Origin of the sequence: Candidatus Agathobaculum pullicola (assembly GCF_052117205.1) — a bacterium.
Lineage (GTDB): Bacteria > Bacillota > Clostridia > Oscillospirales > Butyricicoccaceae > Agathobaculum > Agathobaculum pullicola.
Map to the genome: position 1 here is coordinate 26,321 of NZ_JBQKJP010000006.1, position 15,320 is coordinate 41,640.

Annotated in this window: 15 protein-coding genes; 3 read left to right on the plus strand and 12 right to left on the minus strand. The window is 57.1% G+C overall.

From position 1 onward, the window contains the following. Positions 1 to 3: 3 nt before the first annotated feature. Positions 4 to 1,038, minus strand: a complete 1,035-nt coding sequence (locus ACTQ3V_RS03845; protein ID WP_441466343.1) for an alcohol dehydrogenase — start codon at positions 1,036 to 1,038, stop codon at positions 4 to 6. Positions 1,039 to 1,194: 156 nt separating this feature from the next. On the opposite strand from ACTQ3V_RS03845, the gene ACTQ3V_RS03850 reads away from it, so the two are divergent. Then, on the plus strand, positions 1,195 to 1,956 hold the full coding sequence (locus tag ACTQ3V_RS03850; protein ID WP_441466344.1) for a 4Fe-4S binding protein: 762 nt from the start codon (positions 1,195 to 1,197) through the stop codon (positions 1,954 to 1,956). Between the two features lie 59 nt (positions 1,957 to 2,015). Here ACTQ3V_RS03850 and ACTQ3V_RS03855 read toward each other — a convergent pair whose 3' ends face one another. From ACTQ3V_RS03855 to ACTQ3V_RS03890, 8 genes are all read right to left on the minus strand, one after another. Continuing rightward, entirely contained in the window at positions 2,016 to 2,975 is a 960-nt protein-coding gene (locus ACTQ3V_RS03855) for an SGNH/GDSL hydrolase family protein (protein WP_441466345.1), read from the minus strand. A gap of 15 nt (positions 2,976 to 2,990) precedes the next feature. Further along, positions 2,991 to 4,583 carry an MBOAT family O-acyltransferase gene (locus ACTQ3V_RS03860; protein ID WP_441466346.1) on the minus strand — a complete coding sequence of 531 codons (1,593 nt, stop codon included), beginning with the start codon at positions 4,581 to 4,583 and terminating at the stop codon, positions 2,991 to 2,993. Positions 4,584 to 4,586: 3 nt separating this feature from the next. Beyond that, complete coding sequence (locus ACTQ3V_RS03865; protein WP_441466413.1) at positions 4,587 to 4,751, minus strand: phosphopantetheine-binding protein; 165 nt, start codon at positions 4,749 to 4,751, stop codon at positions 4,587 to 4,589. Next, positions 4,681 to 6,006 (minus strand): diaminopimelate decarboxylase family protein, encoded by a 1,326-nt coding sequence (locus ACTQ3V_RS03870; RefSeq protein ID WP_441466347.1) that lies wholly within the window; start codon positions 6,004 to 6,006, stop codon positions 4,681 to 4,683. Before ACTQ3V_RS03870 ends, ACTQ3V_RS03865 begins: the two co-directional genes overlap by 71 nt. Continuing rightward, the gene (locus tag ACTQ3V_RS03875; RefSeq protein ID WP_441466348.1) at positions 6,003 to 7,520 is read right to left on the minus strand and encodes an amino acid adenylation domain-containing protein; all 1,518 of its coding nucleotides are present in this window, start codon (positions 7,518 to 7,520) and stop codon (positions 6,003 to 6,005) included. The genes ACTQ3V_RS03870 and ACTQ3V_RS03875 overlap by 4 nt, the downstream gene beginning before the upstream one ends. 42 nt (positions 7,521 to 7,562) lie before the next feature. After that, entirely contained in the window at positions 7,563 to 7,958 is a 396-nt protein-coding gene (locus ACTQ3V_RS03880) for a hypothetical protein (RefSeq protein ID WP_441466349.1), read from the minus strand. A 165-nt stretch (positions 7,959 to 8,123) separates the two neighbouring features. Then, positions 8,124 to 9,719 carry a sensor histidine kinase gene (locus tag ACTQ3V_RS03885; RefSeq protein ID WP_441466350.1) on the minus strand — a complete coding sequence of 532 codons (1,596 nt, stop codon included), beginning with the start codon at positions 9,717 to 9,719 and terminating at the stop codon, positions 8,124 to 8,126. Next, on the minus strand, positions 9,706 to 10,404 hold the full coding sequence (locus ACTQ3V_RS03890) for a response regulator transcription factor (RefSeq protein ID WP_441466351.1): 699 nt from the start codon (positions 10,402 to 10,404) through the stop codon (positions 9,706 to 9,708). Before ACTQ3V_RS03890 ends, ACTQ3V_RS03885 begins: the two co-directional genes overlap by 14 nt. 189 nt (positions 10,405 to 10,593) lie before the next feature. Here ACTQ3V_RS03890 and ACTQ3V_RS03895 point away from each other — a divergent pair, with 189 nt between their 5' ends. Both ACTQ3V_RS03895 and ACTQ3V_RS03900 read left to right on the plus strand, forming a co-directional pair. After that, positions 10,594 to 11,955, plus strand: coding sequence for an MATE family efflux transporter (locus ACTQ3V_RS03895; RefSeq protein ID WP_441466352.1), 1,362 nt, complete (start codon positions 10,594 to 10,596; stop codon positions 11,953 to 11,955). Positions 11,956 to 12,212: 257 nt separating this feature from the next. Continuing rightward, positions 12,213 to 13,301, plus strand: coding sequence for a PTS sugar transporter subunit IIC (locus ACTQ3V_RS03900; RefSeq protein ID WP_441466353.1), 1,089 nt, complete (start codon positions 12,213 to 12,215; stop codon positions 13,299 to 13,301). A gap of 34 nt (positions 13,302 to 13,335) precedes the next feature. On the opposite strand, the gene ACTQ3V_RS03905 is transcribed toward ACTQ3V_RS03900, so the two are convergent. The 3 genes from ACTQ3V_RS03905 to ACTQ3V_RS03915 all read right to left on the minus strand — a co-directional run bounded on the left by ACTQ3V_RS03905 (position 13,336) and on the right by ACTQ3V_RS03915 (position 15,212). Then, the gene (locus tag ACTQ3V_RS03905) at positions 13,336 to 14,082 is read right to left on the minus strand and encodes a DUF554 domain-containing protein (protein ID WP_441466354.1); all 747 of its coding nucleotides are present in this window, start codon (positions 14,080 to 14,082) and stop codon (positions 13,336 to 13,338) included. An 85-nt stretch (positions 14,083 to 14,167) separates the two neighbouring features. Further along, positions 14,168 to 14,881, minus strand: a complete 714-nt coding sequence (locus ACTQ3V_RS03910; RefSeq protein ID WP_441466355.1) for a permease prefix domain 1-containing protein — start codon at positions 14,879 to 14,881, stop codon at positions 14,168 to 14,170. After that, complete coding sequence (locus tag ACTQ3V_RS03915; RefSeq protein ID WP_441466356.1) at positions 14,865 to 15,212, minus strand: PadR family transcriptional regulator; 348 nt, start codon at positions 15,210 to 15,212, stop codon at positions 14,865 to 14,867. Before ACTQ3V_RS03915 ends, ACTQ3V_RS03910 begins: the two co-directional genes overlap by 17 nt. Positions 15,213 to 15,320: the final 108 nt, after the last annotated feature.

Below are 15,320 nucleotides of genomic sequence, written 5' to 3' on the forward strand. Positions count from 1 at the left end.
GATTCAGGTTGTGATAGCGACTTTGCAGACCTCATCGCGCCGTGCTTCAAACAACGCATAGGCGGCGTCAATTTCAGAAAGCGGGAAAATATGTGTGATAAGCGGGGTCGTGTCCAGCTCGTCTGCTGCAATCAGACGCAGGATTTCAGCACAGTCGCAGCCGTCCACGCCGCCGGTCTTGAAGGTCAGGTTTTTGCCGTACATATCAGGCAGCGGCAGTATCTGCGGGCGGTCATACAGCGCAACAATGGTGACAATTGCGTTGGGACGCGCACATTCCCATGCCAGTCGGAAACTGTCCTCGGTACCCGCTACCTCAAGTACTACGTCCGCACCGCCGTGGCCGCTGTTGTGCCGCACAAACTCGAGTGCATGTGCGGGCGAGACGGTCAGCACATCGGGATAGTGCTCCTGCACAAAGCGTCGCCGCACGGGGTCGCTTTCGCACATGATGATGCGGCGCGGGCGGCGCAGCAAGGTGCAAAGCAGTGTACAGATGCCGGTCGGACCGGCGCCGATGATAAACACCGTATCACTGGGACGAATTTCCGAAATACGGGCCGCCCAGAAGCCGGTGGCGAGGATATCGCCTGTGAACAGCGCCTGCCGATCGGAAACACCGTCGGGAATGCGGTTGAGCCCCTGGTCGGCATAGGGTACCCGGACGTATTCCGCCTGTCCGCCGTCAATGCGGCAGCCGAGCGCCCAGCCGCCGTCCGGGTCCTCACAGTTGTTGACAAAGCCATTCTGACAGAAAAAGCAGTGTCCGCAAAAGGTTTCGACATTGACCGTTACCCGGTCGCCGGGCTTTACGGTCTGCACGGCCTCGCCGACCTGCTCAACCACGCCGACCATTTCATGCCCAACCGTTACGCCAGGGACGGCGCGCGGAACCGAGCCGTGCTTGATGTGCAGGTCGCTGGTGCAGATGCTGGAGAGGGTGACACGAACGATGGCGTCGCGTACATCGCGCAGAACCGGTTTGGGTTTGTCGAGCAGGGCAAAGCGCCCCGGTTCTACATAGGTGTATGCAAGCATGCTTTTCTCCGCCCCTTTCCGATTGCATTTATTATAGAGCACAGCGCGAATAAAGTCAAATGCAGGCGGTTTTTAGCAAAGGGAAATGGCAGGCGGCTGACAGGATACGGCTTTCATGGTATAATAGTGCAATCAAACGGAAAAGGAAGGATGGATATGCGGGATAAGATAACCGTGCTTCACTTCAGCCCCACAGGCGGAACGCGGCGCGCCGCGCTGCTGCTTGCGGGACAGATTGCATCACAGGTGGAGGAAATCGACCTGATGCTGGCGCAGCCTCAGAAAAAGGCCTTCACACCGCAGGACGTGGTGCTGGTGGCCGGACCGGTTTACGGTGGGCGGCTGCCCGGGCTGATGGTCGAGCGTCTGCGGTACTATACCGGTGGTGGTGCGCGTACGGTGTCCGCAGCGGTTTACGGCGGCCGCGCCTATGAGGACGCGCTGGTCGAACTGGATGACCTGCTGGAAGCGCAGGGCTTTTGCGTGATAGCAGGGACGGCGCTGCTGGCCGAGCACTCAATTGCACATACGCTGGCAGTCGGACGGCCGGATGCACAGGACGCGGCACAGTTGGCCGGATTTGGCGGGCGCATCGCGCAAAAGCTCGAAAAGGGAGAGACAGACGTGCCGCAGGTGCCGGGCAATCGTCCGTATCGGGAGTGGGCCGGTATGCCGGTCGCCCCCATGGCGAGCGATATCTGCGTGGAGTGTGGCGAATGTGCCAAAGTCTGCCCTGCGCAGGCCATTCCACTCGAGAATCCGTCACAAACGGACAAGGAGCGGTGCATCACCTGCATGCGGTGTGTGGCGGTCTGTCCGGTGAAGGCGCGTGCGCTGCCTGTGCAGGTGCGGGACATGCTGGCGCAAAAGCTTGCGCCGTTCATGGAGCGGCGGCCGGAAAATGAACTCTATCTGTAAAAGGGCAAACGAGGCTGACCCGTATCGGGTGCAGCCTCGTTTGCTGTAAGGGGGAGAGATTAACCGCGCACAATGTTGCGGTAGCGGCCGAGTGCATCGTTCCAGCTGCTGTCGTGCGCAGTGTCACGATGATCGGGCAGCGAATAGGTTTCCTGTAGGTATTTTCCAAGGAAAGCCGAAACCTTAACTGCACCCGCATAGTTGAGATGGTCGCCGCGGTCGCGCGTATCGCGCGACCAGTCAATCGGCACCTCTTTGGGCATGGTGTTGAGGTCGAGATAGGTCAAATTGTTTTCCTGCGCGAAAGCGGCAATGCTGTTATGCCGCGCGTGGTTCCAGTTGATGGTGCTCGGTGTACTGACCAGAATCAGTTCGGCATTGTTTTCCTCGCACAGCGCAATCATATCCTGCAAACAGGATTCGTTGAGCGCGGGAATCGGAGCGGTCGCGTCGGATGGCACCATGTAATTTGTGGTGCTCGCAGCCGCGACGGCGGAATTGTAGCGAAAGCCTTTGAGATCGTCTGTCCAGGTGTACTCCACCGGACGGCCGAAGTCGTTGACCTTGAGTGCTTTCCAGCGGTCATGGTAGCGCAGCACGGAAAACAGGTTTTTCGCACGGGAAAGCAGATAATCGTTGAGCTTGTACGGGCGGAAAATGGCGTTGGTCTCCAGCACAACGACCGAGGGGCTTTGCCGCTCGAGCGCCTGCCGCAAAAAGCGGTAGGAGTCATAAAGCGGCTGGGCAGGGGTGCTGCACAGATAGGAGCGAAAACCGCGCTCTGACCATATCTGCATGGGAGAAATCGAGCTGTATGCCTCGCTGTCGCCCACGACCAGCACGTCGATAGAGTTTTCTTTTTCGCCCAATATGCCACTGGCCAGCATTTCGGCGTCATTTACGCCGAAGGCCTTGTGGTTGTTCTTGGGCATGAACAGATAGGAGGCGGCCAGCATAAGTGCGCATAGCAGCGTCAGAAAACAGGCGCCTTTGGCAAAGAGCGCAATATGTTTTTTCAAGTGGAACACACCTCCTTAAAATGCGGCATAAATCGGGTCAACCGGCACATAGCCGATACCGTATGCGCCGAAAATGACCAGAAAAAAAAATGCGGCGTAATAAACCGACCAGCGTAGTACGAGCGGACGGCGCGCGATGGATTCGCGCAGGGGGACACCGCGCTCGCGCAGGATACCAACCAGCAGTACCAGACCGACGGCAACGATAATGATACCGAAATCCATCTTGTCCATGCCGAGCGTCAGGAAGCTGCGGTCGACAAAAGAGTCAAGGGAGAAATCCGTGACCATGGAGCGGAACATCGCAAGCCCGGCGCGCAGACCGTTGGCGCGGAAGAACAGCTCGCCCACGCAGACCAGCAGTGCAGTGCGCACGATTTGAAAGATGCGGTAGGGCATGCAGTTGCGGTCGATGTGCAGCAAACCGGTCACACGCTGCGCAATGGGGTCAAACAGGCTGCCCGTCAGGATAAGCGCGAAGTGATACAGGCCGAAAAAGATGTAGTGCCAGCCCGCACCGTGCCACAGACCGTTGCACAGCCAGACTACGCCCAGCGCGAGGGAGCCGGAGAGCAGCGGGCCGTAGTGGTTGCCCAGACGACGGCGCGCCGCACCCGTGAGCTTTTTCAGCGGGCCGGACATGGACAGCGGATAGAAAACATAATCCTTAAACCATGTGCCCAGTGTGATATGCCAGCGCATCCAGAACTCGGAGATGCTGCGGGAGAAAAACGGCTGACGGAAGTTTTCGGGCAGGTGCACACCGAAAATCTCGGCGCTGCCGATGACCACATCCATCGTGCCGGAGAAGTCCATGTAAAGCTGACAGGTGTAGCACACCATCGCCAGCGCAATGATACCGCCGTTGTATACGGCGTAATCGTTGAAAACGGTTTTGATGAGCAGATTGAGTCGGTCGGCGATAACGATTTTTTTAATCAGACCGAACAGAATCCGCTGCATGCCGAAGGTCAGGCCCTGCCAAGTGACCGGACGGCCTTCCCAGAGCTGGTGCGCGGTCTGTCCATAGCGACAGATTGGCCCTTCCATGATCTGCGGGAAAAAGCCGAGGAAGAGTGCGAGGCGCGCCAGATTGCGGTCGGCGCGGATCGTGCCGCGGTAGACATCGAGCAGATAGGAAAGGGCCTGCAGCGTATAAAATGAGATGCCGATGGGCAGTAAAAACGCGGGCACGGGCAGCGAAACCGGAAGGCGCAGCGCGTGCAGCAGTGTGTTGAGATTGGTGCTGAAAAAGGCCGCGTATTTGAGCGTGACGAGCATGCCGACATGCAGCAGCGTCGCTAACAGAAGAATCCGCCGCTGCCGCCGTGTAAAACGCTGCCGAATGGCTTTGCGTTCAGCAGGGGCGGCAGCGGCAAGACAGCGGTCGCGGTCCTGCTGCTCGGCGGTCAGCCAGAGGCCGAAATGGTGAATGGATACGGTGGAAAACAGCAGAAACACCAACAGCTTGCCGCTGACCGACCAGAAAAACGCATAACTTGCCGCAAGAAGTGCGATCCAGCGCAGACGCTGCGGCAGGATACGGTAAACGAGCACCGCTGCCGGCAGAAAAACGGCCAGATACAGCAGCGAGCAGTAGGATGTCATAGCTTAGCCTTCCTCCTGTAGACGAACGATCATAGCCCACATATCCTCGGCGGAATTGAAGTTGGCGGGAATGATCTCAACGGTTGGGATGGTGATGTCAAACGCCTCCTCCAGCTCGGCGACCAGCGCAAGGATAGTCAGCGAATCCAGACAGTGCGAATCGATCAGCGTACGGCATGTGGTGTAATCCACGCCGGGCTGAAGTTCCTCCAGAATGGAAAGCAGTTGTTCCATGATAATCCGTCCTTTCATAAGCGGGTGAGTTGATTTCATCGGTGGGCAGCGCGTCGCGCACAAGAAGCGAACGGCCGTCCGGCATCAGCAGTACAATGCGCGGCAGCGCACGGCTGAGGAAAAGGGAAATGCCTTCGGTCATGCAGTAGGCGCCGGTGCTGGAAAAAGCGAACAGATCGCCGCACTTGAGGTCGGGCACCGGCAGCTGCTTGACCAGAATATCGTTAACGGTGCACAGTGAGCCGCACAAATTCCACGGCTCCGCCTCGCCCAGACGCGGCGGATACAGCCGATAAGGGGGGATCTGCATGGCCATGCGCTGGCCGTAATAGACCAGATGATGGATGCCGCCGTCCAGAATGGCGTAATTCTGGCCCTTGTTGCGCTTGACGTCTACTACGCGGGTCAGATACGTGCCGCAGCTGGCGGCAATGCTGCGGCCAAGTTCCAGTGTAACATGCGCTTTGCAGCGCAGACCCGTCAGCATGGCGGAGAAACCGGACAGAAACGCGGCTTCGTCAAAACTCTCGGACGAGAAATACTGCACCGGAAAGCCCGGGCCGAATTCCAGCTCGTGCACGATAAAGCCCAGCTTTTCCATAAGCGAGCAGGCAAAGTTATCGAGCATGTCCAGCTCGCGCTGCAGGCGCTTGAGCGAGGCCTTCTGCGTGCCGGAGAAGTATTGCAGGCCGCGGATGAGAATAAAGGGATGGTCGGCGCGGTTGCGGATGATCCGAATGATCTCCTCCTCCTCCAGACCGAACTGGCTGCCACTGGTCAGACGCAGCAGCACATGAATGGTGACGCGATAGCGCGCAGATAACTGGCTGAGCAGCGTAAACTGGCGGGCCGACTCGACGGTAAACAGATGCGGGCCGTTTTGGTGCGCAATCATCCGTTCGATATCCGCCGGGGTTTTGTATACGCCTGAGATGACCTGCGCTTCGGCAGGGATATGCAGGCGGCGGCAGATTGCGGCTTCGCCGGGGGAGCAGACTTCAAAGCGCTCTACCTGGCCGCACAGCTCGCGCAGCAGAAAGGGATTGGCCTTGATCGCATAGCACAGGCCGACGCCGGTCGGCAGGCTGCGCCGCAGCAGTGCCACGCGCTGGTGCAGGGCCTGCACATCGAACACATACAGCGGGGAGCCATATTGTGCGGTGAGGTTTTCGATTTGATGTTCGGTCATACGATCTCCTTTCTTGCCATGGCAAGCAATCGCTTGCGGTCGGTTTTGCCGTTTTCGGTCAGCGGTAGGCTGTCCAACGGCTCGAGCGTGCGCGGCAGCATGAAAACGGGCAGCCGCTGCGCCAGTGCGGCGCGCACCGCAGCCTTATCGGCCGCGCCGGTGTAAAAGCCGTGCAGCCGTTCTTTCTGCGCGTCGTATACACAGCAGCACCGGCTGACGCCGTCGACCTCCTGCACCGCGCGTTCGATTTCCTCCAACTCGATGCGGTGGCCCATGTGTTTGATTTGAAAATCCTTCCGGCCGAGGAAGTACAGCTCGCCTTCGGCGCTCCATCGCCCGAGGTCGCCCGTGCGGTAGATCGGCTGTACATAGCGGCTGTGGCCGGGGTGTTGTAAAAATACGGTTTGCGTCTGCGCGGGATTGTTATAGTACCCAAGCGCAAGCGCCGCGCCGCTGACACAGATTTCGCCCGCCTGATCCGGCGTATGTATTTCCTGTCCCGCCTCGTCCAGCAGGAATACCCGCTCGTTCGGGAACGCTGTCCCGAGCGGGATCCCCGCTGTATAATCTCTATCACTCTCTATCCTATGGTACGTGCAATTGCACGTGATCTCGGTGGGGCCGTACAGGTTGACGAAATCCGCATGCGGCAAATGCTCCATCCAGCTTTTCAGATGCTTGGGCGGCATGACTTCGCCGCTGAACAACACCTTGTTTACCGTTTCCGGCGTGCGGTAGTCCAGACCGTGAAAGGAGGATACCAGACACAGCGCGGAGACAGCCCAGATGAGCGTGGTAACCCGGTGCGCGCAGAGCGCATCCATCAACGCGGACGGTTGGGAAAACAACCGCCGCGGCAGCAGCACAAGCGTGGCGCCGGTGTACAGAGCGGAATATATATCCTTGACCGAAACATCGAAGTCGAGCGGCGCTTGATTGCCGATGACATCGTCCGGACCAATCCGGAACAGTTCGGTGAAGGGCAAAATGAAATCCAGCACGGAGCGGTGGCTGACAACCACGCCCTTGGGCGTGCCGGTCGAGCCGGAGGTAAAATTGCAGTACAGCGGGTCGCCGTCGATAGCGCCAAGGCGAATCCGCGTCAGCAGGGCATGGTCGGGCTGCGTTTGCAGCAGATCTTCGACCAGCAGAATATGTCCCGCGCCGGGCAGCTGCGCGGCCAGTGCAGCGTGTTCTCGATCGGTCACGATGCAGGGGGCTTGCAGGACCGAGAGAATCTGCGCCAGCCGCGGCTGCGGCAGCGCGGGAGAGAGCGGAACATAAAAGCAGCCTGCGTACGCCGCGCCGAAAAAGGCATAGATCGCTTCACGGCTCTTGTCCAGCAGCACCGGAACCGGTGCGGTGGGGGAGAGGCGCGCGGCAAGCGCGGTGCCGCAGCGGCGGCTGCGGTCAAGCAGCGCGTCAAAACGGTCTGCGCCGTTTTCGTCAATGACAGCGGTTTTATCCGGTCGCGCGGCGGCGGTATGCTCTAAAAGTTCCAGGATGTTGTTCATAATTACCTCATTTTTGCTTCATGCCGGTTTTGGGCGGAATGCTTACTTCTTGCTGGCAGCCGGTGTGGAGGCGGCCTTCTGGGTGGAAGCGGTCTTGCCGGAGGACTTGTTCGTGCTCTTCTGAGAGGATTTGGTGCCGCCGACCTGCTTGACCGCTGCCTTCTTCTGCGTGGTGGAGTTGGACTTGCTCTTGGCATCCGTGGCGGTGTCAGATGTGTTCTTGTTTTCCGTGCCGGACTTGTCCGCGGCAGTATCCGACTGGTCCTTAGCGGTGTCGGTGGTGGTCGTCTGCGTCTGAGAGGTCGCCTCCTGCTCGGGCTCAGCGTTCTGGTCGGATTTGACAAGCGAAGAACAGCCGGTCAGCGCAGGCAGTGCCATCATCATGGCTAGAGAAATAGCGGCAACACCTTTGGCGTTTTTATGATTGATTAATTTCATGGGTTCAAATCTCCTTTGGTGTTTGGTGAAGAGCGCTTGCTCTTAATGATGTTAAGATACTACGGCAGTATTTATAGACCCTTCAGCAAACCTTAAAAAATCTAAAGAAAGAAAAAAATAAGACAGACTGCCAAAGCAGTCTGCCCTATGGGACAATATTCGGTTTTACTGCGGCGGTTTAGGCAGCGTCAGCTCAAATTCGGTGTGCCAGCCGTCGTGCGGTGGATGCACCAGCCGGATGGAGCCGCCGTGCAGCTCCGCTACCTTTTTGACGATCGCCATACCAAGGCCCGTGCCGCTGCCCGAGGTTCTGGCCCGGTTTCCGGTGACGAACGGCTCAAACAGCGTATCCGCCAGCTCGGGAGGAATACCGACGCCGCTGTCCGCCACCGTCAGCCGAACGGCGTCGGAGGCATCGGTCAGCCCGAAAAAGAGCGTCGTTCCGGCGGGATTGTATTGCAGGGCGTTGCTGGTCAGGTTCTCCAGCAGCCGCCGCAGCAGACGTGGGTCAAAAAAGGCCGTGACCGACTCGTCCGGCAGACCGAGTGATAGGGAAAAGCCGCGCGACTCGATTTCGGGGTACTTTTCCGCCAGATAGCTTTTGCAAAATTCGCATAGATCAGCGGTTTCGGCCTGCAAAACATAGTCCGGATGGTCAAGGCGGACGTAATCAAACAGGGAGTTCATCAAAACGGTGCTGTCTGAGGCCTTGCGGCAGATGGTTTCCAGATACTGCTGTTGTTTATCGGACGGAACCACGCCGTCGACCAGCGCCTGCGCATAGCCTTGGATGACGGTCAGCGGCGTTTTTAAATCGTGGGAAAGGTCGGCGAGCATGCGTTGTTTATCCTCATTGGCCGCCTGCTTTTCTGCACTGACCTGCTCCAGTCGGTCGAGCAGATGGGTGAAACTGTCGGTCACCTGCCGAAATTCGATGGGAAGGGTTTCGATGTTCACCTCCACCCGACGGCCTGTGCCGTAAGCGACAATTGCTTTGTGCAGCGGCAGGATGGAGCGGCGGATCTTACGGCTGAACAGAATGGCAAGCAGAAGGATGATCAGCAGAATGATGGGGAGCGAGAGCAGCGACAGCCGATTGGCGCTCTCCAGTGCTTTGAGATAGGCGGTTTCGGTAAAGCGCGGACAAACAAAGACCAGTGTGCGCTCTTCACCGGTGGCAGTACTATAAACCGCCTTGGTAATTTCCCACTGACCCTGATAAATGCCTTGCAGCAGCTCAAATTCCCGCTCGGATAATTGCTCCAGCCAAGGAAATAAATCGCCTTCGACAATCCGGTAATTTTCGTCGACAATGCAGTAATCCAAAAAATCCGCCTCGCCGTTTTCTCTGTCATAGCGGTGCAGCGCAATATAGTAATAGCCTTCTTTCGGCATATCGGCCATTTCCTGCACGGTGTAGTACAGGTCGGAATCATACTCGTTAATCATCCAGAGGTCATCTGCGTGAAAATGCTCTTTAAACTCGTTGTCTGAGACATAAAGAATACTGCTGTCTGCGTCAAACACCATAAAAGCGCAGCCGTTAAAGCGGCGCATGGGAATGGAGGCAAAATCATCCTGTTCCAGCGCGTCGAGGTATTGCAGCATCGTGCCGAGAGAAGGAAAGGCGTTATCCAGACGCATGGAAATCAGTGCGTTGAGCGCGGTGTTGCTGACGAGCACCAGCAGAGAACAGAGGAGAAAGTAGGAAATACAGGTGCGAAGAAAACTTTTGCCCAGCAGCAGTTTATTGGTCTTCAATTTTGTAACCCAACCCCCTGACTGTTTTGATATACTGCGGATTGGCCGGATCGTGCTCTATCTTGGCGCGCAGGTTGGAGATATGCACCATCATGGTGCTGTCATCGCTCTCGTAAAAGGTACCGCCCACACATTCATACAGCTGCGCGCGGGTGAATACTCGGCCGGGGCAACGCATCATTTCCGCAATGATTTTCAGCTCAGTGGACGTCAGTGGCACGGTCAGGCCGTTTTTCCGCAGCACGAATTTATCGGTGTCCAGTTCCAGCTCACCGACAGAAAGTACACGCGGCGCAGCAGTAGGCACGCTATCCGAACCGAGTTGATAATACCGGCGCAGCGCGGATTTGACATAGGCAACGACCTCAAGCGCGTTGAAGGGCTTGGTGATATAGGCGTCCGCGCCGATGTTCAGTCCGAGCACCTTGTCTGTGTCCATGCTTTTGGCCGATAGAATGATAATGGGCAGGTTACTGAATTCGCGCACGCGCTGGATCAGCTTATACCCGTTCAGGCCGGGCATCATAATATCCACCAGCGCCAGCGAGATCCCGCCCGCCCGGATGCGCTCAAGCGCCTCGGCGCCGTCCATGACGGACTGCACGGAAAACTCGCTGCTCAGATACAGCGTCAGCAGTTCGATGATGTCGCGGTCATCCTCGGCAATCAGAATGGTATATTTCAAGATTCTCTCTCCGTTTCCGCTGTCCGGCAGACAAATCCGCCGGAAATCCTTTTATTGACAGACACCTAATGTGCTTTTCTTAATACTACTATAATCTTCCACCAATAGCAAGGGTGACCGAGGGAAAAGGATTGACAGAGTCTTTTAGCAGGGCTTAAGATTATGCAGGGAAAGAAAGGATGTATGGAAATGAGGAAGTCTTACGAAATCGACATGACGCGCGGGCCGCTGCTGAGTCGGCTTCTGCTGTTTGCGTTGCCGCTGATCTGTTCGGGCGTGCTGCAGTTGTTGTTCAACGCGGCGGATATCGTGGTTGTCGGTCGGTTTGCGGGCAGCCACGCGATGGCCGCGGTCGGCTCCACCAGCTCGCTGATCAACCTGCTGGTCAATTTTTTTATCGGCATTTCGGTCGGCGCAAACGTGCTGGTGGCGCGCTTTTGCGGCGCCAACGACTTTGACGATGCGCAGGAAACCGTGCAGACCGCTTTGATTACTGCGGTGGCAGGCGGTGTAATCCTGATTGTGGCAGGCATCTGTCTGGCGCGGCCCATGCTGGTGTGGATGGCGACGCCGGCGGAGGTGCTGGATCAGGCGGTACTGTACATGCGTATTTACTTTATCGGCATGCCCGCGACCATGCTGTATAACTTCGGTGCGGCGATTTTGCGCGCGGTGGGTGATACCCGGCGTCCGCTGTATTTTCTGCTGCTGAGCGGCGCGGTGAATGTGGTGTGCAACCTGTTTTTCGTTATCGTGCTGCATATGGGTGTGGCGGGCGTTGCCACGGCAACCGTGATTGCACAGGTGATTTCTGCGGTGCTGATTGTACTGTGTCTGATGCGGGTGGACGGCATGTGTAACGTCAACCTCAAGCGGCTGCGGTTTCATCGGGACAAATTCGCCCGCATCATGCAGGTTGGACTGCCGGCAGGTCTGCAAAGTGTGATTTTCAATATCTCAAACGTGCTGATTCAGTCGTCTATCAACTCGTTCGGCGCGATTGCGGTCGCGGGCAACACCGCGGCAAGTAACATCGAAGGCTTTGTCTATACCTCGATGAATGCGTTGTATCAAACCTCGCTCAGCTTTACCAGCCAGAATCTCGGCGCAAAGCAGTACCATCGCATCGATCAGGTACTGGTGCGCTGTCTGGTGATGGTGATTTTGATCGGCGTGGTGCTGGGCAACGGCGCACATTTGCTGGGACAAAGCCTGCTGGGCATTTATTCCACAGATCCGGAGGTTATCACCTACGGCATGATGCGTCTGGGTGTGGTAAGCGTCACCTATTGCCTGTGTGGTATGATGGATGTGGTCGCGGGCAGCGTGCGCGGCCTTGGGTATTCTATCCTGCCGATGCTGGTGTCGCTGGCGGGCGCGTGTGTGTTTCGTATTATTTGGATTTTCACCGTGTTCCGGTGGCAGCACACGCTGTTTAGCCTGTATGTATCCTATCCGATTTCGTGGATACTGACCATCTGTGCGCATGTGGCGTGTTATTTCGTGGTACGGCGGCGGGTCTTTCCAAAGGCTGAGGGGCAGACCGCATGAAAACGAGCGTGCAAACCAGAAAATGGTTTGCACGCTCGTTTGTTTTTTAGCGGTGGGACGCAGCCCATGCGGTGAAATGGCCTTTCTGATATCCTCAGCATAGCATTACGCGGGGGCGCGCAAGCGGCGGATAAAAATTTGACCGGCCGATGAAAAAAAGCTGGGCATCTGTCGGCATATGTGATATAATGGGTCGGCAAGATGTCTTGACAGTAAAATTGACATATTGCCGCACGACGCGGAAAAGAAGGGGTAACATGGACAAGGTAAAAGAATTTCTCAAACGAAAGGATATCGTGATTTCGGTTAAACGATACGGTATTGATGCGCTCGGTGCGATGGCGCAGGGCCTGTTCTGCTCTCTGTTGATTGGTACCATCATCGACACGGTGGGCAAGCAGCTCGGCATCCCGTTTCTGACGATGACGGTCGCGACGGTAAACGACACGGCGTATACGGTCGGCTCGCTGGCTTCGGCCATGAGCGGTCCGGCGATGGCGGTTGCCATTGGCTATGCGCTGCGCTGTCCGCCGCTGGTGCTGTTTTCGCTTATCAGCGTGGGTTTTGCGTCCAATGCGCTGGGCGGTGCGGGCGGACCGCTCGCCGTGCTGTTTGTGGCAATTTTCGCGGCAGAGCTTGGTAAGGCAGTCGCGGGCGAAACGCGCATTGATATTCTGGTAACACCTCTGGTGACGATTGGCGTGGGCGTAGCACTTTCCGCATGGTGGGCGCCTGCGCTGGGTACCGCGGCGATGCAGGTGGGCAGTCTCATCATGTGGGCGACCAACTTGCAGCCGTTCCTGATGGGCATTCTGGTGTCCGTGCTGGTCGGCGTGGCGCTGACGCTGCCGATTTCCTCGGCCGCTATCTGCGCGGCGCTTGGCTTGACCGGCTTGGCCGGCGGTGCGGCGGTTGCGGGCTGCTGTGCGCAGATGGTCGGCTTTGCGGTTATGTCCTTTCCGGAAAACCGCTGGGGCGGTCTGGTATCGCAGGGTATCGGCACCTCCATGCTGCAAATGGGCAACATTGTGAAGAATCCGCGCATCTGGATTGCACCTATTCTGACTTCGGCCATCACCGGTCCGATTGCAACCTGCCTGTTCCGACTGGAGATGAACGGCCCGCCGGTATCCTCCGGCATGGGCACCTGCGGTCTGGTAGGTCAGATTGGCGTGTATACCGGCTGGCTGGATGATGTGGCTGCCGGGGTCAAGACGGCGGTAACCGCGCAGGATTGGGTCGGCCTGCTGCTGATTTCGTTCATACTGCCCGCAGTGCTGTGTCCGCTCATCAATCTGGCGCTGCGCCGCATCGGCTGGGTGAAAGACGGCGATATGACATTATAAAAAGAGGAGGCCGTGCGGCCTCCTCTTTTTATGCTCACAGTGTGCCCAGCGCAGGGAAAAAACGCGCGAGGAAGAAGAAAATGATGGGAAAGAGTACGGCAGGCAACAGGTTGCCGACCTTGACCTTTTTGTCAAACATCAGGTTAAAGCCAATGGCGAAAATCAGCACCGAGCCGATGCAGGATATCTGGCTGATGAGCGTGTCGGTCAGCCACGGGCGGATGAATCGCGCCAGCAGTGTGATGCCGCCCTGATAGAGGAAAAGCGGCAGGATGGACAGGTAAACCCCCTTGCCCAGTGACGCTGCGAAAATCACGGAGGATACGCCGTCGAGCACCGCTTTGGCAATCAAAATGGAGGGGTTGCCGTTCAGTCCATCCTCGAGCGCGCCCACAATCGCCATAGCGCCCACGCAGAACAGCAGAGACGCGGCCACAAAGCCCTGCACGAACTTTCCGTCCTCACTGCTGCCGGAAAAGCGGGTCTGGCACCACGAGCCGAAATCGTTGAGCCGTGTTTCGATATCCAGCGCTTCACCGACAACTGCGCCCAGCACCAGACTGAGCACCAGCAGCATGGTGTGCTGTGTGGAAAGTGCGCCGTCCTCGATGGTCAGCAGACCGCTCGCTGCACCGCCGATGCCAATGAAAAACGTGCACAGGCCGAGCGCCTGCATGATGGTGGTTTCAAAACGCCGCGGCAGTCCGCCCTTGAGAAAAACGCCGAGTGTGGTGCCTGCGGCGATGGTAGCGCAGTTGACTATGGTGCCCAGTCCGATCATGTTGTGTATTACCCCTCTTTTGCTTTACTATACTAAAATGAATTGTACGGCAAATGCAGGGTAAAGTCAAATGTTTTTCCTATGCTCAAGTGCGGCGGCGGTATTCTTCATAGGCTGCAATCACAGCGGTGACTGCGGAGCAGAACAGGAAGATCACCCAGCCCGGATGCCACAGATTATAGAACACACCGATGCACACATAAACTGCTGCTGCGACCGGAAAAGCAATGGAAGCAAACAGATTGCTGATAGGGTGCTGCTTCTCATCCTCCCTATCGGGGATATCATCTTCGTCGTAGCCAAGGCCGTGAAGCTCGCGATAATAGGCATCTTTTCGACCGGACAGGATGCACAAAGCCACGCCTGTCGCGATTATAGCGAACATCACAAAGGTGCCGAGTGTTTTGAGGTGCAGTGTATCATCAAAAAAAGAGCGGGTGAACGGCGACAGGATGAACAGCGCGACCGCGGTTGCAATCATAATGTGCTTGCGCGTTTGGTAGCGACCGTACTCCTGTACAACGGCAGGGTCGGGCTGTGCGGTTTTCGCGTGCGGTACAGCGTCCGCCTCTGCGGACGCGGGCGCAGAGGCAAAGCCGAATGTCTCGCGCAGTTCATCAGCTGAACCAATGGATGCAATGACAATGCCGGTCGCCTCAGCTTCGTTTTTGCCCTCTTCCAACAGGGTATGATACTTTTCTTCCAAATTCGACAGCATATCGGCTTTGATGCGTTGTGTGTCCGCGTTCTGCGGCAGTGTAGCGAACAATGCTTCTACATAGTTACGTATCGCTTCCATGCTTCATATCCTCCTTTGCAAAACGGTCGACTACAGTTTTGAGCACGCGCCATTCCGCACATTTTGCGGCATAGGCGCGGCGTCCCTTCTCTGTGACGGTGTAATAGGTGCGCGGCCTGCCCTGTGTCTCACTGCCCTGATAGGGCACAATGCAGCCCTGTTTTTCCAGCCGTCCGAACGCGGAATACAGCGTCGTTTCCTTGATCGGGTACTCACTGCCGCTGCGCCGCTCGATTTCGCGGGAAATCGCATAGCCGTATGAATCCCCCTCGCACAGCAGGCACAGAATCAGCATATCGTTATAACCGCGCATCACATCGCTGCCCAGCATGGCGTGCCTCCTTACTACTCTATCTGATGCAGTAATCATAACATAACTACTACGACAGGTCAAGTAGTTTGCGCGGGATTTCAATAAAAAAAGAAAGCGGCCCATTTG

Excerpts from the sequence above, each read along its gene's own strand:
- ACTQ3V_RS03850 (WP_441466344.1), top strand. The coding sequence starts at position 1,195 with ATGCGGGATAAGATAACCGTGCTTCACTTCAGCCCCACAGGCGGAACG.
- ACTQ3V_RS03895 (WP_441466352.1), top strand. The coding sequence starts at position 10,594 with ATGAGGAAGTCTTACGAAATCGACATGACGCGCGGGCCGCTGCTGAGT.
- ACTQ3V_RS03880 (WP_441466349.1), bottom strand. The coding sequence starts at position 7,958 with ATGAAATTAATCAATCATAAAAACGCCAAAGGTGTTGCCGCTATTTCT.
- ACTQ3V_RS03915 (WP_441466356.1), bottom strand. The coding sequence starts at position 15,212 with ATGCTGGGCAGCGATGTGATGCGCGGTTATAACGATATGCTGATTCTG.
- ACTQ3V_RS03910 (WP_441466355.1), bottom strand. The coding sequence starts at position 14,881 with ATGGAAGCGATACGTAACTATGTAGAAGCATTGTTCGCTACACTGCCG.
- ACTQ3V_RS03860 (WP_441466346.1), bottom strand. The coding sequence starts at position 4,583 with ATGACATCCTACTGCTCGCTGCTGTATCTGGCCGTTTTTCTGCCGGCA.
- ACTQ3V_RS03905 (WP_441466354.1), bottom strand. The coding sequence starts at position 14,082 with ATGATCGGACTGGGCACCATAGTCAACTGCGCTACCATCGCCGCAGGC.
- ACTQ3V_RS03870 (WP_441466347.1), bottom strand. The coding sequence starts at position 6,006 with ATGACCGAACATCAAATCGAAAACCTCACCGCACAATATGGCTCCCCG.
- ACTQ3V_RS03900 (WP_441466353.1), top strand. The coding sequence starts at position 12,213 with ATGGACAAGGTAAAAGAATTTCTCAAACGAAAGGATATCGTGATTTCG.
- ACTQ3V_RS03845 (WP_441466343.1), bottom strand. The coding sequence starts at position 1,038 with ATGCTTGCATACACCTATGTAGAACCGGGGCGCTTTGCCCTGCTCGAC.
- ACTQ3V_RS03875 (WP_441466348.1), bottom strand. The coding sequence starts at position 7,520 with ATGAACAACATCCTGGAACTTTTAGAGCATACCGCCGCCGCGCGACCG.